This window comes from Bacillus sp. ABR (genome assembly GCF_056172715.1).
Genome location: NZ_JAOYSL010000003.1, coordinates 362,537 through 387,280, shown reverse-complemented (window position 1 = coordinate 387,280; position 24,744 = coordinate 362,537). Strand labels below are relative to the sequence as shown.

Below are 24,744 nucleotides of genomic sequence, written 5' to 3'. Positions count from 1 at the left end.
ACCGCGAGACAAGCCTTCTCGTCCCTTATGGGATGAGAGGGCTTTTTTTATTGTTTTTTAATCAGAATTTGCATGTGGAGGAATGGGTATGAACTACAAAGACACCTTATTAATGCCGAAAACAGAATTCCCAATGAGAGGGAACTTGCCAAACAAAGAGCCTGAAATCCAAGAGGAGTGGGCAGAGAAAGACATCTATCAAATGGTTTTAGAGCGGACAAAAGGACGCCCAACGTTTATTTTGCATGATGGGCCTCCATATGCGAATGGTGACATTCATATGGGGCATGCACTCAATAAAATCCTAAAAGATTTTATCGTCCGTTTTAAATCAATGAACGGGTACCATGCTCCGTACGTACCAGGCTGGGATACACACGGGCTGCCAATTGAAACAGCTCTTACTAAAAATAAAAAAGTAAAACGCAAAGAAATGTCTACAGCAGAATTCCGCAAACTATGCGAGGAGTATGCTTGGAAGCAAATTGAAGGTCAGCGCAGCCAGTTTAAACGCTTAGGCGTCAGAGCAGACTGGGACAATCCATATGTCACATTAAAGCCTGAATATGAAGCGCAGCAAATTCTTGTCTTTGGTGAAATGGCGAAGAGAGGCTATATCTATAAAGGATTAAAGCCAGTTAACTGGTCTCCTTCAAGTGAATCAGCTCTTGCTGAAGCGGAAATTGAATATAAAGACAAACGTTCACCATCGATTTACGTTTCGTTTAAAGTAAAAGATGGCAAAGGCGTTCTTGAAAACGGCGAACAATTCATTATCTGGACAACAACACCTTGGACGCTTCCGGCAAACCTTGGCATTTGTGTTCATCCAAACTTAGAGTACAGTGTTCTTCAAGTGGGTGCTGAGCGATATGTCGTAGCATCTGAACTGGTTGAACAAGTGGCAAAAACACTCGGCTTTGAAGAGTATGAAGTCGTGAAAACGCTAAAAGGAAAAGAATTAGACAACATCGTTGCAGAGCATCCAATCTATGGTAGAGATTCTCTTGTGATGCTTGGTGATCACGTGACAACGGATGCGGGAACAGGCTGTGTTCACACTGCACCAGGCCACGGGGAAGATGACTTTATTGTCGGTACGAAATACGGTCTTGATGTGCTCTGTCCAGTAGATGAAAAAGGTGTGATGACAGATGAGGCACCTGGTTTTGAAGGACTATTCTACGAGGATGCCAATAAAGCCATCACAGAACAGCTTGAAGCAAAAGGCGCGCTGAAGAAGCTCGACTTTATCACGCACTCCTATCCGCATGACTGGAGAACGAAAAAACCAACGATTTATCGTGCGACAGCTCAGTGGTTTGCATCCATTAAAGATTTTAGAGAAGCGTTATTAGACAATATTAAAGAAACGAAATGGGTTCCAGCATGGGGTGAAACACGCCTGTTCAATATGGTGCGTGACAGAGGTGACTGGTGCATTTCAAGACAGCGTGTATGGGGCGTTCCAATTCCGGTGTTTTATGCAGAAAATGGTGAGCCGATCATCACAGACGAAACCATCCAGCATGTATCTCAATTATTTAGAGAGCATGGCTCGAATATTTGGTTTGAAAAAGAAGCGAATGAGCTATTGCCAGAAGGCTTTACACATCCAGGCAGCCCGAATGGTGAATTCACTAAAGAGCAGGACATCATGGATGTATGGTTTGATTCCGGTTCTTCTCACCAAGCCGTTTTAGAAGAAAGAGATGACCTAGTCCGTCCGGCAGATCTTTACCTTGAAGGCTCTGACCAATATCGCGGCTGGTTTAACTCCTCTTTATCAACAGCTGTTGCTGTCACTGGAAAAGCACCGTATAAAGGTGTCCTAAGCCACGGCTTTACGCTTGATAAAGAAGGACGTAAGATGAGTAAATCATTAGGCAACACGATTGACCCAACGAAGGTTGCGAAGCAGCTCGGTGCAGAAATTCTTAGACTTTGGGTATCTTCTGTCAACTATCAAGCCGATCATCCAGTGTCTGATGATATTTTGAAACAAGTAGCAGAAGTCTATCGTAAAATCCGTAACACCTTCCGCTTCCTGCATGGAAACCTATTTGACTTTGATCCAGCAGTAAATGCCGTGCCGGTAGAAGAGCTTCGCGAAGTGGATCAATACATCTTGATCAAATTAAACAAATTGATTGATAAAGTGAAAAAAGCTTATGATGATTACGAATTTGCGGTCGTCTATCATGCGATTCACAATTTCTGTACAATTGAGCTCAGCTCTTTCTATCTCGATTTTGCAAAGGATGTCGTCTACATTGAGCATGCAGATCATCCAGACCGCCGCAGCATGCAGACTGTCTTCTACGAAACATTAATGGCATTAGTGAAGCTGACTGCACCAATTCTTCCGCATACAGCAGATGAATTATGGAGCCACTTAAGCTTTGTTGAAGAGCCAAGTGTTCAGTTAACAGATATGCCAGAAGGTGTGGCAGTTCCTCAAGCTGAAGCGACAGAAGCGAAGTTTGACCGCTTTATGGAGGTACGTGACGATGTGCTAAAAGCGCTGGAGATTGCGCGTAATGAGAAAGTCATCGGTCGTTCACTTGAAGCAAGTGTGACGCTTTATGCGACAGACGAAGTGAAAAACCTTCTTGCATCCATTAAAGAAGATGTGAAGCAGCTCTTTATCATCTCTGAATTAACGGTCGAGGATAAGCAGCATGCAGATACATCGGCGCCTGAATATACATCAGGAAGAATTGTGGTTCAAAAAGCAGAAGGAGAACTGTGCGAACGTTCCCGCATTATTTCAAAAGATGTTGGTGCAAATCCGAAATACCCAACATTGTCGCTGAAAAATGCTGAAATCGTGGAGAAATATTACCAAAATTAACAGTGCGATATCACAAGCTGGCGCCCCGTCATATGCGGGGCGTTTTCTTTTTTGAGAAAATGACAGCGTTTAGAACGAAAGGAAAAATCTTATGGCTTTAAAGTAACCAGGCAGGGCAACAATATGATTATCACGACAGGGCAGGAGTTGAAATAGCGACATGAATGGCGATCTAGAGACGATTTACACGGAACTCCTTCAAATCAAAGAAGAGCTGCAATCTAAACTGTTTGAATACGCATCATTTCGTTCACCCGCTGAGCATGTCTCGTTGAATGACGTTAAAACGACCACACTTCTTTATCACATCAAAGAAGAGCTGCAAGATGTGTCTCTCGCTATTGCAAAGATCGAACAAGGGACCTATGGCATATGTGAGGCGACAGGTAATATGATTCCGCTTGAACAAATGAGCATTCTTCCTACCGCCCGCACGGCTGACGACTTTTTATATCATAAGCAATACGAGAAAAAAGCATTCACTCCTTATCCTTCCGAATCAAATGATTCTCATTTTGAAGCCTTCCACATGTAGGGAGGTTTTTGTCTGTCAACTAAAGTTTCTTTACTCCTTCCTGTTTTCTTGATAAAATGCTTAAAGATCAAAGTATGAAGATGGAGGAACGTGTGTGTTCTATTACATAATCGCATTCGTTATCATTTGTTTAGACCAATTAACAAAATGGCTCATTGTCAAAAATATGATGCTCGGTGATTCTGTTCCAGTAATTGATGGATTCTTTTATATCACGTCTCACCGAAATTCAGGAGCCGCATGGGGAATTCTCCAAGGGCAAATGTGGTTTTTCTATGTGATCACACTCGTTGTTATTGCGGGAATTGTTTATTACTTACAAAAACATGGACAAAAGGACAAGCTGCTTGGAGTAGCGCTGGCCTTAATGCTTGGCGGAGCGATCGGAAACTTTATCGACCGTATTTTCCGTCAGGAAGTGGTTGATTTTGCTCATTTCGTATTTGGGGATTATCACTACCCAATCTTTAATATTGCAGATTCTTCTCTCTGTGTAGGGGTTATTCTGCTCTTCATTCAAATGCTGTTAGATGGAAAGAAAAATAAGGAGTCAACTACATGAATCAAGTAAAAATTGCCGTTTCAGAAGAACAAACGAGTGAACGGCTAGATAAATTTCTAAGCACAACAGAACCAGAATGGTCAAGAACCCAAGTCCAGCAATGGGTAAAAGATGGGCTGATCGAAGTAAACGGGAAACAAGTAAAGGCCAATTACAAAGTACAAGCTGGGGATCAAATCAAAGTGGAGATTCCAGATCCAGAAGCGCTAGATGTAGAAGCAGAACCAATGGATCTTGATATTTATTATGAGGATGCAGATGTGTTAGTCGTAAATAAGCCTCGAGGAATGGTCGTTCATCCAGCTCCAGGTCATGTGTCAGGTACACTTGTAAATGGTCTGATGGCACATTGTACGGATTTATCAGGGATTAACGGTGTGATGCGTCCTGGAATTGTCCACCGAATCGATAAAGATACGTCTGGGCTGTTAATGGTTGCAAAAAACGATATCGCACATGAGTCACTCGTCAATCAGCTGGTGGCTAAAACTGTCACAAGAAAGTATACGGCTGTTGTCCACGGTATTATCCAGCATGATACAGGCACAATTGATGCACCAATTGGCAGAGACAAAAAAGACCGCCAAAGCATGACGGTCACAAAAGAAAATGCAAAACAGGCTGTCACTCACTTTGATGTGATTGAACGCTTTAAAGACTTCACAGTTGTCGAGTGCCGTCTTGAAACAGGAAGAACACACCAAATTCGTGTTCATATGAAATATATCGGTTACCCTCTTGCAGGAGATCCGAAATATGGACCGAGAAAAACAGTAGATTTTAATGGACAGCTTCTGCATGCAGGTGTTTTAGGATTTGATCATCCTAGAACAGGAGAATATATCGAGTTCACAGCACCAATTCCAGCTGATATGCGGGGCTTTATCGATTCATTAAGAAATAACGATTGACAGGCCGTTCTTTTTCTGAAATAATAAACGAAGAAATTGAGATTCTTTAAAACAGTCCAGAGAGGCTGAGAAGGATAACGGATCAATTTGTGCACGAGTATGCACAAATGAACGCCCCTCTCTGCTCTTTGCAGAAGGGGCTTTTTATTTGTCAAAAAGAGGTGTAAAAGATGGAACAAAAAGCAGTCATTCTTGATGAACAAGCGATCAGACGAGCGCTTACCCGAATTGCACATGAAATGATTGAGCGCAACAAAGGGATGAAGGATGTCATCCTTGCTGGGATCAAGACAAGAGGCATACATCTTGCAAAGCGCCTTGCAGAGCGCATCGAGCAAATTGAAGGAAATCCAGTCACTGTGGGTGAACTTGATATTACGCTATACCGTGATGACCTGACAAAAAAGACAGACAACCAAGACCCGCTTGTAAAGGGTGCAGACATTCCAGCTGACATTAATGACAAAACACTCATTGTCGTTGACGATGTTCTGTTTACAGGCAGAACCGTCAGAGCAGCTATGGATGCCCTTGTGGATGTAGGAAGACCATCTTCCATTCAGCTGGCTGTGCTCGTCGACCGGGGACACCGGGAGCTGCCAATTCGAGCGGATTATATCGGGAAAAACATTCCGACATCAAAAGCAGAGACCGTTATGGTTCAACTGAATGAAGTAGATCAAAACGACCTTGTCGCTATATACGAAAAATAACCTTTTTAAATGCATTCCAGAGAGTTTGCAAAGAGGGCAATAACAGAGACACCGAGCACACGGCTAACATGACGTGTCTGGTTTTTCTAGGCCTCTTTGCGCATACTCGCAAAGAGGCTTTTTTAATGAAAAAGGACACATCTAGGAGGAAAATCATGAGTCAGCAAAAAGCCAATTTAGGCATTCGAGATATCCCAAAACCATTCACATGGCTATCACTTAGCCTGCAGCATTTGTTTGCGATGTTTGGTGCAACCATTCTTGTACCAAAAATCATTGATATGAGTCCAGCCGTCGCGCTCATCTCAAGCGGTGTGGGAACGATTGTTTACTTAATCATCACAAGAGGACAAATTCCGGCGTATCTTGGATCGTCCTTTGCCTTCATCGCCCCCATACTGAATGTGAAAGCAACGGGCGGCCCCGGAGCCGCAATGGTTGGCGCCTTCATGGCGGGTGTCGCTTATGCGCTCATTGCCCTGTTCATTAAATGGCTCGGCACAGGCTGGCTGATGAAGCTTCTGCCGCCGGTCGTCGTAGGACCAGTCATTATGGTCATTGGACTTGGACTCGCTGGAACAGCAGTCAACATGGCGATGTATGTTGATCCGAATGCAACCGAGCTTGTTTACAGCCTCAAGCACTTAATGGTCGCTGGCTTCACACTGGCTGTCACGATTATCAGTATGATTTTCCTAAGAGGATTCCTTAGCTTAATCCCAGTTTTAATCGGCATTATCAGCGGCTATCTCTTTGCCTTAACACAAGGCATTGTGAACTTCCAGCCGGTCATTGACGCAAAATGGTTTGCTGTCCCAGACTTCGTCGTGCCATTTGTCGACTATACACCTGCTGTGACTTTAAGCATTCTCACAGTGATGGTGCCGGTTGCCTTTGTCACAATGTCTGAGCATATTGGCCACCAGGTGGTGTTAAGTAAGGTCGTAGGACAAGATTTTATTAAAAAACCTGGTCTTCACCGCTCCATTTTAGGAGACAGTGCGGCGACCATCTTCGCTTCACTTATTGGTGGACCACCAACAACAACTTATGGAGAGAACATTGGCGTACTTGCCATCACAAGAGTGTTCAGTATCTTCGTCATCGGCGGAGCAGCCGTGTTTGCGATCTGCTTCGGTTTTGTAGGGAAAATTTCAGCATTAATCAGTACAGTGCCGTCCGCGGTGATGGGAGGCGTTTCGTTCCTGCTCTTTGGAATCATTGCCTCAAGCGGCCTGAGAATCCTGATTGATCATAAAGTGAATTTTGAAGAAAAGCGTAATCTCATTATCGCATCAGTCATCCTAGTCATCGGAATTGGCGGGGCATTTATTGAGGTGAAACAAATCAATCTCACGCTATCTGGAATGGCACTTGCTGCGATTACGGGTGTCCTGTTAAACCTGATCCTGCCGCATCAAAAAGCGGAAGATGACGAGTCAAATGAATCAAATACAGAAAACCTTTTAAAAGAAGTCCAGTGAGGCTGACAAGGGTTCTAAATGGAGCAGAATGCACGAAAGTGCCGCTGCTTCTTTTGGAGAACCCTAAGCTGCCGAGGCTTAGGGTTTTTTTGAACCTGAAAGTGATGAAAAACTAGAGGGGGAAGAAAAAATGAATGATTTATCGACAATGAGCAGCTTGTCTAAAGAAGAGATTTTACAGCTGATTGAAGAAGCAGCTGCACTCAAAAAGGGGAAACAAGAACATGGATTAGCCGGAGAATTTGTGGCAAACCTCTTCTTTGAACCAAGCACAAGAACACGTTTTAGCTTCGAAGTAGCAGAGAAGAAATTAGGGATGAATGTCCTGAGCTTAGATGCAGCAAGCACCTCCGTTCAAAAGGGCGAAACACTTTACGATACGGTAAAAACACTGGAATCGATCGGAGTAAAGGCATGTGTGATCAGAGACAGCACCGATGAATATTATAACGAGCTGATCGGGAAGGTGGGGATTCCCATCATCAATGCTGGGGATGGCTGCGGGCAGCATCCAACCCAATCACTGCTTGACCTCATGACCATCTTTGAAGAGTTTGGCGGCTTTGAAGGCTTAACGATTTCGATTCATGGAGACATCAAACATAGCAGGGTAGCAAGGTCAAATGCTGAGGTTCTCTCAAGGCTGGGAGCGACAGTCCTCTTTTCAGGACCTGCTTCCTTCCAGGATGAACAAAACCCTCATGGAACGTACGTCCAAGTAGATGAAGCCATCGCACAATCTGATGTAGTGATGCTGCTCAGAATCCAGCATGAACGGCACGCTGAAAAAATGGGCAGTGAAGATTACTTATCAACTTATGGATTAACAGTAGATAGAGCAAACAAAATGAAAGAACGCGCGATTATTATGCATCCAGCACCAGTAAACAGAGGTGTTGAAATAGATGATTCATTAGTAGAGTCCAAGCAGTCAAGGATTTTCAAGCAAATGGAAAATGGTGTTTATATCCGAATGGCCGTATTAAAAAGAGCTTTTCAAAATAGCACACTACATCAAAAAGGGAGAGATTCTGTCTATGTCATATCTCATTAAAAACGGTTTTATCTTAACAAGCACAGGTGAAAGAGTGCAGCAGGATATTAGGGTAAAAGGAAAAGTGATTCAAGCGATTGGTCACCTAGAAAGAGAAGACGGAGAAGAGGTTATTGATGCAGCAGGGCTATTTGTATCACCAGGCTTGATCGATCTGCATGTGCATTTAAGAGAGCCAGGCGGAGAGAAAAAGGAAACGATTGAAACAGGCTCTAAAGCAGCCGCAAGAGGTGGATATACGACGATTGCAGCGATGCCAAATACAAGACCAGTTCCAGATACAAAAGAGCAAATGGAATGGCTCATGAATCGAATCGAAGAGACCTCATCTGTGAGAGTGCTGCCATACGCCTCCATCACAACGAGACAAATTGGGGAAGAGATGACGGATTTTGCAGCACTAAAAGAAGCAGGCGCCTTTGCTTTTACAGATGACGGTGTTGGCATCCAAACAGCAGGCATGATGTACGAAGCGATGAAACAGGCAGCAAGTCTTGATCAAGCGATTGTGGCGCACTGTGAAGATAACTCGCTCATTTACGGCGGGTGCGTTCATGAAGGAGAATTTTCAAAAGCAAATGGGTTAAACGGTATACCGTCCATTTGTGAATCGGTGCATATTGCAAGAGATGTTCTTTTAGCAGAAGCAGCGAACTGTCATTATCATGTATGTCATATCAGTACGAAAGAATCTGTACGGGTCGTACGCGATGCAAAAAAAGCAGGCATCCGTGTGACGGCTGAGGTGTCACCGCATCACCTGCTGTTGTGTGATACGGACATTCCAGGTCTTGATACAAACTATAAAATGAACCCGCCGCTCAGAGGGAAAGAGGATCGCGAGGCATTGATCGAGGGACTGTTAGATGGAACGATTGATTTCATCGCCACAGACCATGCGCCGCATACAGAAGAAGAAAAGAACGAAACCATGCAGCGTGCCCCGTTTGGAATTGTGGGACTTGAAACAGCGTTCCCGCTTCTGTATACACGATTTGTCAAAACAGGCGAATGGACATTAAAAGAACTCGTTGATTATATGACAATCAAACCAGCAGAAGCCTTTTCCCTTCCATACGGAAAGCTTGAAGAAGGACACATAGCTGATATTACACTCATTGATTTAAACAAAGAAATGGCAATCGATAAAACAAGCTTCTTATCAAAAGGACAAAATACACCGTTTGACAAATTGACTGTATCAGGATGGCCGGTCATGACACTTGCATCTGGGAAAGTCGTTTATGAAGAGGGGAGACTAGTAAAATGAAGAGACGCTTAGTGCTAGAAAACGGAACAGTATTCGAAGGAACAGGCTTTGGCAGCTTAGAACCATCAGTCGGAGAAGTCGTCTTTAATACAGGGATGACGGGCTATCAAGAAATTTTATCTGATCCATCATACTGCGGACAAATTGTCACACTCACTTACCCGCTTATCGGCAACTACGGCATTAACCGTGATGATTTTGAATCGATCACACCGTTTGTGAAAGGGCTGATTGTGAAAGAGCTTTGTGAAAAGCCCTCAAACTGGCGCTCTTCATACTCACTCGATGAATATTTAAAAATGAAAAACATTCCGGGGCTGAGCGGAATCGATACACGGAAGCTGACTAGAATGATTCGAAGTGCAGGGACTTTAAGAGGGGCGTTTGCAGGACCTGAAGAACAAGTGGAAGACGTTGTCCGCCGCCTTCAAACATTGCAGCTGCCAACTGATCAGGTGAGTCAAGTATCTGTGAAAAATGCGTACCCAAGCCCAGGCAGAGGGAAAAGAATTGTTCTTGTCGATTTCGGCATGAAGCACGGCATTTTGCGCGAGCTCAATAAACGTGATTGCGACGTTATTGTGGTGCCATACAACATCACTGCAGATGAAGTGCTGCAGCTAAAGCCTGATGGCATAATGCTTTCAAACGGACCTGGAGATCCTGTGGATGTACCAGAAGCCGTTGAGATGATTCAACAATTGATTGGAAAGGTGCCGCTCTTTGGCATTTGCCTCGGACATCAGTTATTTGCTCTAGCGTGCGGTGCAAGCACAGAAAAAATGAAATTTGGTCACAGAGGGTCGAACCATCCAGTAAAAGAACTAGCAACTGGCAAGGTGACACTCACGTCTCAAAACCATGGCTACACGGTTAGCAAGATTAACGAAGACGTGCTCGAAGTCACACATATTGCCTTAAACGACAATACGATTGAAGGATTAAAACATAAAGAAGCACCAGCATTCACTGTTCAGTACCACCCAGAAGCATCACCGGGTCCAGAAGATGCAAACTACTTATTTGACCAGTTCATGGAAATGATTCATACGACTGAGAAAGAAGGGGAAGAAGTATGCCAAAACGCGTAGACATCAAAAAGATTTTAGTAATCGGATCAGGTCCTATCATCATCGGTCAGGCAGCGGAGTTTGACTATGCAGGCACACAGGCTTGCTTAGCACTAAAAGAAGAGGGCTATGAAGTCGTTCTTGTGAACTCTAACCCTGCTACCATCATGACAGATACAGAAATGGCCGACAAGGTATACATCGAACCACTGACACCAGAATTTTTAACACGAATCATTCGAAAAGAACGCCCTGATGCGATCTTGCCAACACTTGGCGGGCAAACTGGATTAAACCTTGCTGTTGAATTGTCAGACCTTGGTGTATTAGCTGAATGCGGCGTTGAAGTACTCGGTACAAAGCTGTCAGCCATCCAAAAAGCAGAGGATAGAGATTTATTCCGTAATTTGATGAATGAACTAAATGAGCCTGTACCAGAAAGTGAAATCATTCATAACCTGGAAGAAGCAATGGCGTTTACGGATCAAATCGGTTTCCCTGTCATCGTCAGACCAGCCTATACATTAGGTGGAACGGGCGGCGGAATTTGTACAAACGAGCAAGAACTGAAGGAAATCGTTGAAAACGGCCTGAAGCTAAGCCCAGTTACACAATGCTTACTTGAAAAAAGCATTGCAGGCTTTAAAGAAATTGAATATGAAGTCATGCGAGACAGCGGTGACCATGCAATCGTTGTTTGTAACATGGAAAACTTTGACCCTGTCGGTATCCATACAGGTGACAGTATTGTTGTAGCGCCAAGCCAAACGTTAAGTGATCGTGAATATCAGCTGCTTCGCAATGTGTCGCTTAAGCTGATCCGCGCACTTGGCATAGAAGGCGGCTGTAACGTTCAGCTGGCACTTGATCCAAACAGTTTTCAATACTATATCATCGAAGTAAACCCGCGTGTGAGCCGTTCCTCTGCACTTGCGTCAAAAGCGACAGGCTATCCAATTGCCAAATTGGCAGCGAAAATTGCAGTCGGCTTAACGCTTGATGAAATGATGAACCCAGTCACAGGTAAAACCTATGCAGCCTTCGAGCCTGCACTTGACTATATCGTTTCAAAAATACCGCGCTGGCCGTTCGATAAATTTGAATCTGCCAACAGACGTCTTGGTACGCAAATGAAGGCAACTGGTGAAGTCATGGCGATCGGCCGCACATTAGAAGAGTCTCTTCTAAAGGCTGTACGTTCACTTGAAGCCGATGTGCATCACATTGAATTAAAAGATGAAGCAGACATCACAAATGAAGTGCTTGAAAAACGGATTATTAAAGCGGGAGACGAACGATTATTTTATATCGCTGAGGCGCTTAGAAGAGGCTATACAGTCGAACAAATACACGAATTCTCAAAAATTGATTACTTCTTCCTTCATAAACTGGAAGGCATCATCGCCTTTGAGAAGACATTAAAAGAAAACAAAGGCAATACAGACGTATTAAAAGAAGCGAAAGAAAAAGGCTTCTCAGATATCTACATTAGCCGCGAGTGGAATATGAACGAATCGGATGTCTACAAGCTAAGACAAGAAGCAGGCATTGTACCTGTATACAAAATGGTAGATACATGTGCGGCAGAATTTGAATCAGAGACACCTTATTTCTACAGCACGTATGAAGATGAAAATGAATCAGAACGTACAGACAAGAAAAGCGTTATCGTATTAGGTTCAGGTCCTATCCGAATTGGACAAGGGGTTGAATTTGATTATGCGACCGTTCACTCTGTGTGGGCAATTAAACAAGCAGGCTATGAAGCGATCATTATTAACAACAACCCTGAAACGGTCTCAACAGACTTTAGTATTTCAGATAAGCTCTACTTTGAACCACTCACTGTAGAAGACGTGATGCATATCATCGACCTTGAACAGCCTGAAGGAGTTGTCGTTCAGTTCGGCGGGCAAACAGCGATCAACTTAGCAGATGAATTATCAAATAGAGGGGTTAAAATTCTTGGAACTTCTCTAGAAGACCTAGACCGCGCAGAAAACCGGGACAAGTTTGAACAAACGTTAGAAACACTCGGCGTGCCCCAGCCTAAAGGGAAAACAGCAACGTCTGTGCCTGAAGCAGTAGCGATTGCCAATCAAATTGGCTACCCAGTCCTTGTCCGTCCTTCCTATGTATTAGGCGGCCGCGCGATGGAAATTGTGTATCAAGAAGCTGAGCTTCTTCACTACATGGAGAATGCGGTGAAGGTCAATCCGCAGCATCCAGTGTTAATTGACAAGTATTTGACAGGAAAAGAAATTGAAGTAGATGCCGTGTCTGATGGCGAAACTGTCGTGATCCCAGGTATTATGGAACACATTGAAAGAGCCGGAGTTCACTCTGGTGACTCGATTGCGGTCTATCCGCCGCAAACATTGTCTGAGGACATCAAAGCGAAGATCGCAGAATACACGATCAAGCTTGCAAAAGGACTCAACATTATTGGACTTTTGAACATCCAGTTTGTCCTATCAAAAGGTGAAGTGTATGTACTTGAAGTGAACCCGCGATCAAGCCGGACGGTTCCTTTCTTAAGTAAAATCACAGGCATCCCGATGGCCAACCTTGCGACAAAAGTCATCTTAGGAGACAAGCTCAAAAATTATGGCTACGAAGAAGGGCTTCACACAGAGCAAGAAGGAGTGTACGTTAAAGTCCCAGTCTTCTCTTTTGCTAAATTAAGAAGAGTCGATATTACACTCGGACCTGAAATGAAATCAACAGGTGAAGTCATGGGGAAAGATGTCACGATCGAAAAAGCCCTATATAAAGGATTGATTGCCTCAGGTATTCAAATTCCTAATGACGGAACAGTACTTCTGACAGTGGCTGATAAGGATAAAGAAGAAGGACTTGAGATCGCAAGAAGATTCCATTCAATCGGCTATCATATTTTAGCGACAGAAGGAACGGCGAATTATTTAAAACAAGCCTACATTCCATCAAGTGTCGTCGGCAAAATCGGAGAGGAAGGCAAAAATCTTCTCGATGTCATTCGAAACGGGGAAGCGCAATTTGTCATCAACACCTTAACAAAAGGAAAACAGCCGGCAAGAGACGGCTTTAGAATTAGACGTGAATCTGTTGAAAACGGAGTGGCCTGCTTAACGTCCTTAGATACAGCAGAAGCCATTTTAAGAGTGCTTGAGAGCATGACATTTAGAGCAGATGAAATGCCAGAAGTGAAAACGAATGCTGAGGTGACAGTAACGATATGAAAAAAGCATACTTGACGGTCGTCTCGAACCGAGAGATCGCTGATCATATTTACGAAATGACATTAAAAGGTGACCTTGTGGACTCCTTTCAAACGGCTGGACAATTTCTTCATCTAAAGGTCAGTGAATCCATGACACCGCTGCTGAGAAGACCGATCAGTATTGCCAACATTCATGCCGAGCAAAAAGAAGCAACCATCATTTACCGCGCAGAGGGAGAGGGCACAAAGCTCCTCTCCCAAAAGCGGGAGGGAGAATCAGTCGATGTATTAGGGCCGCTTGGAAACGGGTATGATCCTTCAGTCGTCCAGCCCGGAGAGACGGCATTACTAGTCGGCGGCGGAATTGGCGTACCGCCTCTATATGAACTGTCCAAGCGTTTAACGAAAAAAGGCGTCATCGTGAAGCATGTCCTCGGCTTTCAATCGAAAAAGGATGTATTTTACGAGGAGAAATTTCAAGCACTCGGTGATACGTTTATTGCAACGGTTGATGGCACATACGGTACTAAAGGCTTTGTAACAGGTGTGATAAAAGAGCAAAACCTGAGCTTTGATGTGCTGCTTTCCTGCGGTCCAACACCTATGCTAAAAGCGCTGAAAGACACGTATCCTGATAAGCCCGTTTATATTTCGATGGAAGAACGAATGGGCTGCGGAATTGGTGCGTGCTTTGCATGTGTCTGTCATACCGATCAGCTCGACAAACCTTACGTCAAAGTCTGTCTTGATGGACCTGTTTTTAAAGCAGAGGAGGTGGCGTTGTCATGCTAAACGTTGAGTTACCGGGATTATCTTTAAAAAATCCAATCATCCCTGCATCAGGCTGCTTCGGGTTCGGGAGAGAATTTGCATCCTTATATGACCTATCATTGCTAGGCGGTATCATGATCAAAGCCACAACCCTTGAACCGAGATTTGGCAATCCCACGCCAAGGGTAGCCGAGACAGGAGCTGGTATGCTTAATGCAATCGGCCTTCAAAATCCGGGTCTAAAAGGCGTGTTTGAAAATGAGCTGCCTTGGCTTGAACAATTTGATACACCTATTATTGCGAATGTTGCTGGCTCACAGGTTGATGATTATGTGGAAGTAGCCAAGCAAATCAGCCAAGCAAAAAATGTTCATGCCCTTGAACTGAATATTTCTTGCCCAAATGTGAAAACAGGCGGGATTGCCTTTGGTACAGATCCAAATATGGCGGCGACATTGACAAAAGCGGTCAAGGAAGTCTCTTCTGTACCTGTCTATGTCAAGCTGTCACCTAACGTAGCCAATATTGTGGAGATTGCTCAAGCGATTGAAGCTGCTGGAGCAGATGGACTCACCATGATTAACACATTAATCGGTATGCGTTTAGATTTAAAAACAGGGAAACCTATCCTTGCCAATAAAACAGGCGGATTATCAGGACCAGCTGTCAAACCGGTCGCTGTGCGCATGGTACACGAGGTGAGTCAAGCGGTTTCTATTCCGATTATCGGGATGGGCGGGGTGCAAAGTGCTGAAGATGTACTTGAATTTTTACTAGCAGGTGCAAGTGCAGTAGCTGTCGGCACAGCCAATTTTGTGAATCCATTTATTTGCCCGGAAATTATTGAAGAGCTGCCAAAAGTGTTAGCAGCATATGGTTATTCATCTGTAGAGGAATGTATCGGAAGGAGCTGGAAACATGAAGCACTTGCCCATCATCGCGCTTGATTTTCCATCAGGCAAGGACGCGCTTGCCTTTTTAGACCCTTTTGAAGGGACACCATTATTTGTGAAGGTAGGCATGGAGCTGTTTTACCAAGAAGGTCCTGCCATCATTGACGCACTAAAAGAAAAAAATTGCCGTATTTTCCTTGATCTGAAGCTTCATGATATTCCAACAACGGTGCAAAAAGCGATGAACCGGCTTGCTGCACTTGGTGTTGATTTGGTCAATGTGCATGCTGCTGGCGGGAAACGAATGATGCAGGCTGCGTTAGAGGGACTTGAAAGCGGAACCCCTGCTGGGCAAAATCGCCCGGGCATCATTGCAGTGACCCAGCTGACTAGTACGTCAGAAGACATGATGAGAAATGAATTACTCATTGACCGTCCGCTGCAAGAGACTGTTATCCGGTACGGACAATTAGCATATGAAAGTGGGCTGGACGGGGTTGTTTGCTCTGTTCATGAATCTAAAGCACTTCATGAACATATTTCACCATCCTTTCTCACTGTAACGCCAGGAATTCGCTTACCGAATGATCAAACCGATGACCAACAGCGCGTGGCGACACCGGCCTATGCAAAAGAGCAAGGTGTTTCACAAATCGTTGTTGGAAGATCAATCACAAAAGCTGATAAACCAATAGAAGCCTATCATCAAATTTTGAAAGAGTGGGAGTGACTGCCAGATGAAATCAAAAATCGCGAAACATCTATTACAAATCAAAGCGGTCTCATTAAAACCAGACGAACCGTTTACATGGGCGAGCGGTATAAAATCACCGATCTATTGTGATAACCGCCTGACATTGTCATATCCAGAAGTGAGACACGACATTGCTGAAGGTCTAAAAGATTTGATTCTCACTCATTTCAAGGGAGCAGAGGTTGTCGCGGGTACTGCAACAGCAGGCATTCCTCATGCGGCATTAGCAGCAGACCGCTTGAACATCCCGATGTGTTATGTCAGAAGTAAGCCGAAAGCACATGGAAAAGGAAATCAAATTGAAGGGGCCGTATCAAAAGGCCAAAAGGTTGTCGTTGTAGAAGACCTTATTTCCACAGGAGGCAGTGTACTTGAAGTGGTCGCTGCTCTTCAAGATGAGGGCTGCGAGGTACTAGGAGTTGCCGCGATCTTCACATACGGACTGCCAAAAGCAGCGGCAGCCTTTCAAGAAAAAAATATTCCATATGTCACTCTAACAGACTATGACACATTGACAGACGTGGCACTTGAACTGAAAGCGATTGAGCCTGCTGCGATGAACAAACTAAAACGCTGGAGACAAGATCCTTCCTCTGAATCTTGGATGGAAGAAACGGTCTGAAAAGTGAAAGCCCATCGTTAACAAAAACTGTGCCTGCCCGCACAGTTTTTTGTTTAGGTAAAAATAGTAAAATAGACTCAAATTTTAATAAAAACTAATCCTATCAATAAAGTCGGGTTGACTTTTGTTTGAATTGTGTTAATATTTAAGACAAATTGAAACTCTTATCCAGAGAGGTGGAGGGACTGGCCCGATGAAACCCGGCAACCTGCGATTCGCAAGGTGCTACTTCCTGCAAAATGATTCTATTTTGAAAGATAAGGAAATCGTGAGCTTCCTCATCTTTCTTTCGGACTGAAAGAAAGTTTTTTTATTTTAACGGTGAGGAGGAAGAGGAGATGGAAGTGAAACAAAATCAGGATGAGGACTTAGTAAAGCATATGCAAGAACTGATTGGGGATATGAAATTCGGTTCAATTACGTTAATTGTTCAGGACGGTCAAGTGATTCAAGTGGAAAAGAACGAAAAAATTAGATTGAAGTAGTGCGGAAAAAAGCAATATGAGCTGTACTCCGGAAGGGGAGAAATCATGTTAACTTATGAAAATTGGCAAGAGCCGTCCATTACATTTCAAGAAGATGATTTGTATAAAGGAGCCCTGTCTGTACTGAAATGGGCGTACGGTCATTATGGTGACCAGCTCGTATATGCGTGCAGCTTTGGGATTGAGGGCATCGTTCTGATTGATCTGATTGCAAAAGTAAAAAAAGATGCGAAAATTGTCTTTTTAGATACAGGTCTGCATTTTAAAGAAACATACGACACAATTGATGCAGTAAAGGAAAGATACCCGGGTTTAGACATTGAATTGAAAACGCCTGAGCTGACGGTTGAACAGCAAAATGAGCAGCACGGTGAACAATTATGGAAAACAAATCCTCAAAGCTGCTGCCATATGCGTAAGGTCATTCCTTTGCAAGAAGCCCTATCTGGTTATCCAGCTTGGCTTTCCGGTTTAAGAAGAGAGCAGTCACCAAAACGAGCAGGGACGAATTTCTTAAATAAGGATGAAAAATTCAAATCAGTGAAAGTATGTCCGCTTATCCATTGGACGTGGAAGGACATATGGAGATATGCATCTAGAGAAGAACTTACTTATAATCCGCTGCATGACCAGGGATATCCAAGTATCGGCTGTGCACCGTGTACACAGCCAGCATTTACTGCAGATGATCTGCGTTCTGGCAGATGGTCAGGCACAGCAAAGACAGAGTGCGGATTACATGAGTAAGGGAGCATAATGTATGGAAATCGCCGCAATTTTATTTAGTCTATTCTTTGCTTTAAACATAGGCGCAAGCGGAGCAGCTGCTTCTATGGGCATTGCGTACGGGTCAGGCGCGATTCAAAAGCCCATTTATGCGCTCAGCGTTTGTGCAATTGGGATTTTAGCAGGTTCAGTGATTGGCGGCGGTGAGGTCGTCAAAACGATCAGCTCTGGTATTATGCCAGAATCAGTCATTACACTTGAGATCGTTTGTATTATCATTGGTTCTGCTGCACTATCACTTTTCATAGCGAATCTGATGGCGATTCCTTTATCAACAAGTGAGGTCACAGTAGGGGCTGTGGTTGGTGTTGCCGTCGCGTATAAAGTATTGTTTGTGAAATCCATTTTAGTGATTGTGGCATTTTGGGTGATCATCCCGATTTTCGCCTTTCTTTTTACCTTTGCTGTCGTCAAAATCATCAGAATGTTCCCTAAACGGAAGCTGTCTAAAAAAGGCACAGCTATTTTATCTGTCGTGTTAATCCTCAGCGGATTTCTAGAGGCGTTTTCAGCTGGTATGAACAATGTCGCAAATGCGGTCGGTCCGCTTGTCGCGTCAGGCGTTTTGTCAGTCGGGCAAGGAACTCTTTACGGCGGGATCTTTGTTGCACTTGGTGCGCTTTTGCTTGGGAGAAGGGTACTAGAAACAAACGGAAAGAAAATCACCCGTTATCAAACGGGCGAAGGGATTTTACTTTCGAGTACCGGTGCCGGGCTTGTCATCGTCAGCTCTATTTTTGGGCTGCCTGTTCCGCTTACACAAATCACCTCCTCGTCTATTATCGGGCTTGGAATGGCAAAAGGCGGGCCAAACATTTTTCACAAACATGTTGTGAAAAAAATGCTGAAAGTGTGGGTGGTGTCACCCTTCTTATCACTCAGCCTATCGTATTTGCTGGTGAGCCTTTTCTTAAAAGGAGACTATTACTCTATCTTTATCATGATGAGTGTACTGCTTGCCTCACTTGGTGCGCTGAGTCTGATGAAGGCAGTCAAAAATGAGAGCAGCTCTATTCATGAACAGGGCGGCGGGATTTAATCACAAATCCGACTATTAACATCTAATAAATATGAACATTGAGAGGAAGATGAACAAATGAGTTTAACACCACATGGTGGCGTATTAATTAATCGAGTAAATGAAGAATATGATCTCAGCACAGCTGCAAAGGAAATTGAACTAGATGCGATCTCCTTTGCAGACCTTGAACTCATTGCAATTGGCGGATATAGTCCAATTGAAGGGTTTTTAACAAAAGCTGATTATGAAGCAGTTGTGAGCAGTATGCGGCTAGCAAGTGGTGTCGTTTGGTCTCTTCCTATTACACTGCCAGTGACAAAAGAAAAGGCGGCGGAAATCCATCAAGGCGATATCGTGCGCTTATCTTATAATGGAACTGTATATGGGGTCATTGAAGTAGAGGATCAATACACACCAGATAAGGAAAAAGAAGCGGTAAATATCTATAAAACTGATGACCGCAATCATCCAGGCGTGAAAAAATTATTTGAACGCGGTGATACTTACATTGGCGGGAAAATTACACTGACGAAACGCAGTGAAAAACCATTCCCTCAATTTACGTATGAGCCAGAAGAAACAAGACGTCATTTTAAAGAAAATGGCTGGAAAACCATTGTTGGTTTCCAAACAAGAAACCCGGTTCATCGTGCGCATGAATATATTCAAAAAACAGCATTAGAAACGGTCGATGGTTTATTCTTAAATCCTCTTGTCGGTGAAACAAAATCTGACGATATCCCGGCAGATGTGAGAATGAAAAGCTATCAAGTGTTATTGAATGGTTATTATCCAAAAGACCGCGTCTTTTTAGGTGTTTTTCCTGCTGCAATGCGTTATGCTGGACCAAAGGAAGCGATATTTCACGCGCTTGTTCGTAAAAATTATGGCTGCACCCATTTTATTGTCGGAAGAGATCATGCAGGTGTTGGTGACTATTACGGCACATACGAGGCGCAGGAACTATTTGATCAATTTACAAGCGAAGAAATCGGCATTACTCCATTAAAATTTGAACACAGCTTCTACTGTAATACATGTGAAGCGATGGCCACACCAAAAACGTGTCCTCACGACAAAAGCGAGCATGTCATTCTTTCAGGTACAAAGGTTCGAACGATGCTGAGAAACGGTGAATTACCACCAAGCACGTTCAGCCGAAAAGAAGTCATTGAAACATTAATCGAAGGATTAAAAACGACGGTATCTTAAAGGGAGGGTATGACATGAGCAACGAACATATCGTGTGGCATGATGCATCTATTACAAAAAAAGAATATCAACAGAAAAACAATCATACGAGCGGCATTATCTGGCTTACAGGTTTAAGCGGATCAGGTAAATCAACGATCGCAAATGCAGCTGCAAGAGAGCTGTTTGAACAAGGCTATCAAGTCACCGTTCTTGACGGCGATAACGTGCGGCACGGACTCAATAAAGATCTAGGGTTTTCAGATGACGACAGAAAAGAAAACATCCGCCGAATCGGAGAAGTGGCGAAATTATTTGTGGAGCAAGGTACGATTGTCATCACTGCTTTTATTTCTCCATTTCAAGAAGACCGCCACATTGTCAGACAGTTAGTCGAAGATGGGGAATTTCACGAAGTGTTTGTCAAATGTGATCTGAACGTGTGTGAAGAGCGTGATCCAAAAGGGTTATATAAAAAAGCGAGAAACGGCGAAATTCCATTTTTCACTGGAATCGATTCACCATATGAAGAGCCAGCTGCGCCTGAGCTCGTCTTAGATACAGGGGAATTATCCCGTGAGGAATCCAAACAGCGTCTTGTTGATTATGTAAAAGCAACAACGAAATAATCGCCTGATGGCAGGGGGAGAAAAGCAAGATGGGGAAAGTATACATTGTGGGTGCTGGACCCGGAGACCCAGATTTAATTACATTAAAGGCCCATAAGGCGATACAGCAGGCAGATGTCATCTTATATGATCGTCTTGTCAATCAAGACATTCTCGCCCACGCCAAACCAGAGGCGGAATTGATTTATTGCGGAAAGCTGCCAAATCATCATACAATGAGACAGGAAGCCATCAATGAAGCGCTTGTGGCTCATGCAAAGGAAGGGAACGTTGTCGTTCGGCTGAAAGGCGGCGATCCCTTTGTCTTTGGACGCGGCGGTGAAGAAATCGAATGCTTAGCTGAACACGGAATTCCGTATGAGGTCGTCCCAGGAATTACTTCTGGTATTGCAGCGGCAGCTTATGCGGGCATCCCTGTGACACACCGTGAATTCAGCTCAAATGTTGCTTTTGTCACGGGTCACTATCAAAAGGATGAACATTTTGAAGAAAAATGGGAGGCGCTGGCTACAGGGATTGATACTCTTGTCATTTACATGGGTGTCAAAAACGTGGAAAGAGTGCAGCGCCTGCTTTTAAAAAATGGACGGGACCCAGAAACACCCGCTGCATTTATACACTGGGGAACCACGACGAGGCAAAAGACAACTTGCTGCACTGTGGCGACACTGTCTGAAACCGTTGAAAAAGAAGGGATCGAGCATCCAAGTTTAATTGTTGTTGGAGATGTCGTTCATTTTCATCAAAAGCTGAACTGGTTTGAACCCGCATTAATCGAGAAATGAGAATGATAGAGAAAAGACACGTACATACATCGTGTCTTTTCGTCTGATGAAAACAAGTGAGAGGGAGGAGCCGCATGAAACAAGCTGTCCTTTATGTTGGGCATGGAAGCCGAGTAAAAGAGGCGCAAGATAAGGCCATTTCTTTTATGAAAAGCTGTATGCCGTTAGTGAAAGCAGATATACAAGAAATTTGTTTTTTAGAGCTGACGGACCCTTCTATAGAAGAAGGATTTGAGGCCTGTGTGAAAAAAGGAGCGACACACATTGCCATCGTCCCGCTCCTCCTTTTAACTGCCATGCATGCCAAATCGGATATACCGGTCGAAATTGAGAAAGTGCGTGCGCGATTTCCGCAAGTGAAGGTCACATATGGAAAGCCAATCGGGGTGAATCAAGAAGTAACAAAAGCGGTTGCCGCGAGAATTGAAGAAGCAGGATATCAAGGCGAGCGGGCGCGGATTCTTTTAATTGGCCGCGGGAGCTCTGATCCGGATGTGAAGCGAGATGTGTTTGGCATTGCAGACGATGTCAGAAGTCTGCTTCCACATGCAGAGGTTTTTCCGTGTTTTATCACAGCATGTGAGCCCAATTATCGAGATGTTCTCGCGCAGTTATCAGCAGATGATGATGGGCCTGTCTATATCGTTCCTTACTTGCTGTTTACCGGAATTTTAATGAAAGAAATTGAAAGTGAAGCCGCTCAGGCGAGAAAGCGGCTGAAAGATGTCCGGGTATGCCGGTATATTGGCTTTCATCCGCATGTTAAAGCAGCTTATATTGAACGCGTGCAAGAAACCATGTTAAACAAAGACGATGCGTTTCGTTTCCGAGGAGAAAGCCATGCTTCCAGTCCATCTTGATTTAACCAATAAACAAGTGGTCATTGCCGGCGGCGGATCTGTGGCGTTAAGAAGAGCAAAGGCGCTGTGCACGGAGCCTTGCCATATAACCGTTGTCAGTCCTAATCTTTCTGAAGAGATGGCACACTTCATTGATACATACCAATTGAATTGGAAGGAAAAGAAGGTAGACGCTGAAGATTTGAAGGATGCATTTTTCATTGTAGCTGCGACAAATGACCCTTCGGTAAATGAATGGATTGCACAAACAGCACAGCCTCACCAGCTTGTGAATTGTGTGAGCCAATCAGAGCTAGGCAATGTGATGGTGCCGAAGGTTGTCAAAGCAGGAAAAGTGACGATTTCAGTCTCTACAAGCGGTGCAAGCCCCGCCCGGACAAAACAGCTGGCGGCGGCAATTGAATCCTTGCTTGAACAAGAGGATATTGACGCACTTGATGCCCTTTACATCGAAAGAAAAAAACGACAAAGAAAAAGCCGATAAATCCTCATGTCAGGATTTTATCGGCTTTTCTTATTTATTTTCTCAGCTTGAGCACAAGATCTTGGTCAGGCGTGACAAATAATGTTTGCTGCTGATCATACGTAACAAAGCCAGGCTTTGCTCCGTTCGGTTTTTTCACATGCCGGATTTTTGTATAGTCGACAGGAACGGAGCTGGACTCTTTTGCTTTCGAAAAGTAGGCGGCAATTTGAGCCGCTTCAAGCAGCGTTTGTTCATCAGGTGCTTGGTGACGAATGACGACGTGTGATCCAGGAATATCCTTTGTATGCAGCCAAATATCATCACGAGCAGCTGCCTTTGTAGTCAAATGCTCGTTTTGTTTGTTATTTTTTCCAACTAAAATCGGAATACCTTGGGACGATTCATACGTTTCGAGCTGAATGGCCGCCGTTTTTTTCTTTTTGGCGTGACGCTTTTGTTTGGCGCGCAAATATTTTCCTTCAACAAGCTCTTCTCTCATTTCCTCTAAATCCTTCGGAGAAGCAGAGGACAGCTGCTGAATCAGCTCTTCAAAATAAGCAATTTCTTCATGAGTTCGCTCAATTTGTTCATTTACAGCTTCTACAGCATTTTTTGCCTTTTGATATTTTGTAAAATATGCTTGTGCATTTTCAGAAGGGGTTTTGTTTGTTTTAAGCGGGATTGTAATTTCTCCGCCGTCTTCATCGTAATAATTGATGACAGTCGCTTCTTTATCCCCTTTTTTGATCGCATATAAATTGGCTGTTAACAATTCGCCATAGAGCTGATACTTGTGTGCATCCTGAGATTCTTCAAGGGTTCTTTTTAGCTTTTTTAGCTTGTTTTCATTTTTCTTTTTTTCATTGACGACAAACCGTTCAAGGTCAGCCGCCTGCTGTTTGACTCTGTCTCTCTCAGCTTTTCCAAAATAAAAGCGGTCAAGCAGCTGGCTGAGTGAGTTGAATGTCTTCATCTCGCCTTGGACATGCTGAAGCTCTAATAAATAGAAATACTCTTTCCCGTCTTTTCTTGTAAGCTGCGGCGTAAAAGAATGCATGCGAATGAGCTGGAACATGTCGAGCAGTGTATTTGGGATCGTTTCTTGATTGGCAAGACCGGCCCGGTGTACTGCTTCCTTTGCAAAAAGCGGGGAAACCCCAGAGAAGGTATCGACAATTTGATTGGCGATCTTTCCTTCTTGAAAGCGTAAATGCTTCAAAATATCATCCTTTGTCACGTCAAAAGGATTCAATTTTTGCTGAGCAGGTGGCAGTAGGTATTCATAACCAGGGAGCACCGTTCGATAGCTGTTTACAGATGGAGAAAGGTGTTTCAGACCATCAATGATCTGCTGCGTTCCATCCTCTACAAGAATGAAGTTGCTATGACGTCCCATGATTTCAATGTAAAGCTTACGCGTCTGCTCATCGCCGATTTCGTTTCGGCTTCGCACGTGAAGCACAATGACCCTGTCAAATCCAATCTGTTCAAAACGTTCAATGAAGCCGCCCTCAAGATGCTTTCTGAGTAGCATACAAAACATTGGCGGCTCACTTGGATTATCGTATTGATGCTCGGTGAGCTGCACTCTTGCATAGCTCGGATGAGCCGATAAAAGGAGCTTATGATTTTTCCCGTTTGCTCGAATATGAAAAATCAGCTCGTGCTTATATGGCTGATGGATTTTTGAAATCCTTCCGCCAGTTAATGCCTTTTGCAATTCATTAGTCATACCATATGTAAAAATGCCGTCAAATGACATGTTGGATACACCCTCTTCTTTCACACAAATCTACTGAAAGAACCTTCCGTTTTCTCGTTCTTTA

At 43.9% G+C, this 24,744-nt stretch carries 23 protein-coding genes, 1 riboswitch and 1 other annotated feature (1 of these 25 running past the window's edge); of the genes, 22 read left to right on the top strand and 1 reads right to left on the bottom strand.

The genetic code is table 11. The features are described 5' to 3' along the window. Positions 1 to 29, top strand: a binding site (T-box leader); it begins 209 nt to the left of the window's first position. Positions 30 to 88: 59 nt separating this feature from the next. From ileS to OIT90_RS11910, 22 genes are all read left to right on the top strand, one after another. Next, positions 89 to 2,854 carry an isoleucine--tRNA ligase gene (gene ileS, locus OIT90_RS12015; protein ID WP_058837738.1) on the top strand — a complete coding sequence of 922 codons (2,766 nt, stop codon included), beginning with the start codon at positions 89 to 91 and terminating at the stop codon, positions 2,852 to 2,854. A 160-nt stretch (positions 2,855 to 3,014) separates the two neighbouring features. Next, positions 3,015 to 3,389, top strand: a complete 375-nt coding sequence (locus OIT90_RS12010) for a TraR/DksA family transcriptional regulator (protein ID WP_039178384.1) — start codon at positions 3,015 to 3,017, stop codon at positions 3,387 to 3,389. Between the two features lie 94 nt (positions 3,390 to 3,483). Then, positions 3,484 to 3,951 (top strand): signal peptidase II, encoded by a 468-nt coding sequence (lspA, locus tag OIT90_RS12005; protein WP_024424236.1) that lies wholly within the window; start codon positions 3,484 to 3,486, stop codon positions 3,949 to 3,951. After that, entirely contained in the window at positions 3,948 to 4,862 is a 915-nt protein-coding gene (locus OIT90_RS12000; RefSeq protein WP_058837737.1) for an RluA family pseudouridine synthase, read from the top strand. Before lspA ends, OIT90_RS12000 begins: the two co-directional genes overlap by 4 nt. Positions 4,863 to 5,032: 170 nt before the next feature. Next, on the top strand, positions 5,033 to 5,575 hold the full coding sequence (gene pyrR / locus OIT90_RS11995; RefSeq protein ID WP_024424234.1) for a bifunctional pyr operon transcriptional regulator/uracil phosphoribosyltransferase PyrR: 543 nt from the start codon (positions 5,033 to 5,035) through the stop codon (positions 5,573 to 5,575). A 155-nt stretch (positions 5,576 to 5,730) separates the two neighbouring features. After that, positions 5,731 to 7,059, top strand: a complete 1,329-nt coding sequence (locus OIT90_RS11990; RefSeq protein ID WP_039178389.1) for a solute carrier family 23 protein — start codon at positions 5,731 to 5,733, stop codon at positions 7,057 to 7,059. Positions 7,060 to 7,189: 130 nt separating this feature from the next. Further along, the gene (locus OIT90_RS11985) at positions 7,190 to 8,113 is read left to right on the top strand and encodes an aspartate carbamoyltransferase catalytic subunit (protein ID WP_024424232.1); all 924 of its coding nucleotides are present in this window, start codon (positions 7,190 to 7,192) and stop codon (positions 8,111 to 8,113) included. Further along, positions 8,097 to 9,383: a dihydroorotase gene (locus tag OIT90_RS11980; RefSeq protein ID WP_024424231.1), complete on the top strand. Its 1,287-nt coding sequence runs from the start codon at positions 8,097 to 8,099 to the stop codon at positions 9,381 to 9,383. The genes OIT90_RS11985 and OIT90_RS11980 overlap by 17 nt, the downstream gene beginning before the upstream one ends. After that, the gene (locus tag OIT90_RS11975) at positions 9,380 to 10,474 is read left to right on the top strand and encodes a carbamoyl phosphate synthase small subunit (RefSeq protein WP_058837736.1); all 1,095 of its coding nucleotides are present in this window, start codon (positions 9,380 to 9,382) and stop codon (positions 10,472 to 10,474) included. Before OIT90_RS11980 ends, OIT90_RS11975 begins: the two co-directional genes overlap by 4 nt. Next, the gene (gene carB / locus OIT90_RS11970) at positions 10,459 to 13,674 is read left to right on the top strand and encodes a carbamoyl-phosphate synthase (glutamine-hydrolyzing) large subunit (protein ID WP_461199557.1); all 3,216 of its coding nucleotides are present in this window, start codon (positions 10,459 to 10,461) and stop codon (positions 13,672 to 13,674) included. Before OIT90_RS11975 ends, carB begins: the two co-directional genes overlap by 16 nt. Further along, a complete protein-coding gene (locus OIT90_RS11965; protein ID WP_058837734.1) occupies positions 13,671 to 14,447 on the top strand; it encodes a dihydroorotate dehydrogenase electron transfer subunit in 777 nt (258 codons plus the stop codon). The genes carB and OIT90_RS11965 overlap by 4 nt, the downstream gene beginning before the upstream one ends. After that, positions 14,441 to 15,373 carry a dihydroorotate dehydrogenase gene (locus tag OIT90_RS11960; protein ID WP_058837733.1) on the top strand — a complete coding sequence of 311 codons (933 nt, stop codon included), beginning with the start codon at positions 14,441 to 14,443 and terminating at the stop codon, positions 15,371 to 15,373. Before OIT90_RS11965 ends, OIT90_RS11960 begins: the two co-directional genes overlap by 7 nt. Next, a complete protein-coding gene (gene pyrF / locus OIT90_RS11955; RefSeq protein ID WP_144494969.1) occupies positions 15,345 to 16,049 on the top strand; it encodes an orotidine-5'-phosphate decarboxylase in 705 nt (234 codons plus the stop codon). The genes OIT90_RS11960 and pyrF overlap by 29 nt, the downstream gene beginning before the upstream one ends. A gap of 7 nt (positions 16,050 to 16,056) precedes the next feature. Next, complete coding sequence (gene pyrE, locus OIT90_RS11950) at positions 16,057 to 16,695, top strand: orotate phosphoribosyltransferase (RefSeq protein ID WP_039178408.1); 639 nt, start codon at positions 16,057 to 16,059, stop codon at positions 16,693 to 16,695. A 161-nt stretch (positions 16,696 to 16,856) separates the two neighbouring features. Beyond that, positions 16,857 to 16,959: riboswitch (SAM riboswitch) on the top strand. Between the two features lie 116 nt (positions 16,960 to 17,075). Further along, a complete protein-coding gene (locus OIT90_RS11945; protein ID WP_369810469.1) occupies positions 17,076 to 17,180 on the top strand; it encodes a DUF2292 domain-containing protein in 105 nt (34 codons plus the stop codon). Positions 17,181 to 17,225: 45 nt separating this feature from the next. Beyond that, positions 17,226 to 17,927 carry a phosphoadenylyl-sulfate reductase gene (locus tag OIT90_RS11940; protein ID WP_047202129.1) on the top strand — a complete coding sequence of 234 codons (702 nt, stop codon included), beginning with the start codon at positions 17,226 to 17,228 and terminating at the stop codon, positions 17,925 to 17,927. Positions 17,928 to 17,940: 13 nt separating this feature from the next. Further along, a complete protein-coding gene (locus OIT90_RS11935; protein WP_039178413.1) occupies positions 17,941 to 19,005 on the top strand; it encodes an inorganic phosphate transporter in 1,065 nt (354 codons plus the stop codon). 57 nt (positions 19,006 to 19,062) lie between these two features. Next, on the top strand, positions 19,063 to 20,199 hold the full coding sequence (sat, locus tag OIT90_RS11930; protein ID WP_039178416.1) for a sulfate adenylyltransferase: 1,137 nt from the start codon (positions 19,063 to 19,065) through the stop codon (positions 20,197 to 20,199). A 14-nt stretch (positions 20,200 to 20,213) separates the two neighbouring features. Then, complete coding sequence (gene cysC, locus OIT90_RS11925; RefSeq protein ID WP_039178419.1) at positions 20,214 to 20,807, top strand: adenylyl-sulfate kinase; 594 nt, start codon at positions 20,214 to 20,216, stop codon at positions 20,805 to 20,807. Positions 20,808 to 20,836: 29 nt separating this feature from the next. After that, on the top strand, positions 20,837 to 21,592 hold the full coding sequence (gene cobA / locus OIT90_RS11920) for a uroporphyrinogen-III C-methyltransferase (RefSeq protein ID WP_047202132.1): 756 nt from the start codon (positions 20,837 to 20,839) through the stop codon (positions 21,590 to 21,592). Positions 21,593 to 21,666: 74 nt separating this feature from the next. Then, entirely contained in the window at positions 21,667 to 22,452 is a 786-nt protein-coding gene (locus tag OIT90_RS11915) for a sirohydrochlorin chelatase (RefSeq protein ID WP_474892591.1), read from the top strand. Next, positions 22,433 to 22,936 carry a precorrin-2 dehydrogenase/sirohydrochlorin ferrochelatase family protein gene (locus tag OIT90_RS11910; RefSeq protein ID WP_047202134.1) on the top strand — a complete coding sequence of 168 codons (504 nt, stop codon included), beginning with the start codon at positions 22,433 to 22,435 and terminating at the stop codon, positions 22,934 to 22,936. Before OIT90_RS11915 ends, OIT90_RS11910 begins: the two co-directional genes overlap by 20 nt. A gap of 34 nt (positions 22,937 to 22,970) precedes the next feature. Here OIT90_RS11910 and OIT90_RS11905 read toward each other — a convergent pair whose 3' ends face one another. Continuing rightward, a complete protein-coding gene (locus tag OIT90_RS11905; RefSeq protein WP_341083712.1) occupies positions 22,971 to 24,680 on the bottom strand; it encodes an Rqc2 family fibronectin-binding protein in 1,710 nt (569 codons plus the stop codon). Between the last annotated feature and the right edge of the window lie 64 nt (positions 24,681 to 24,744).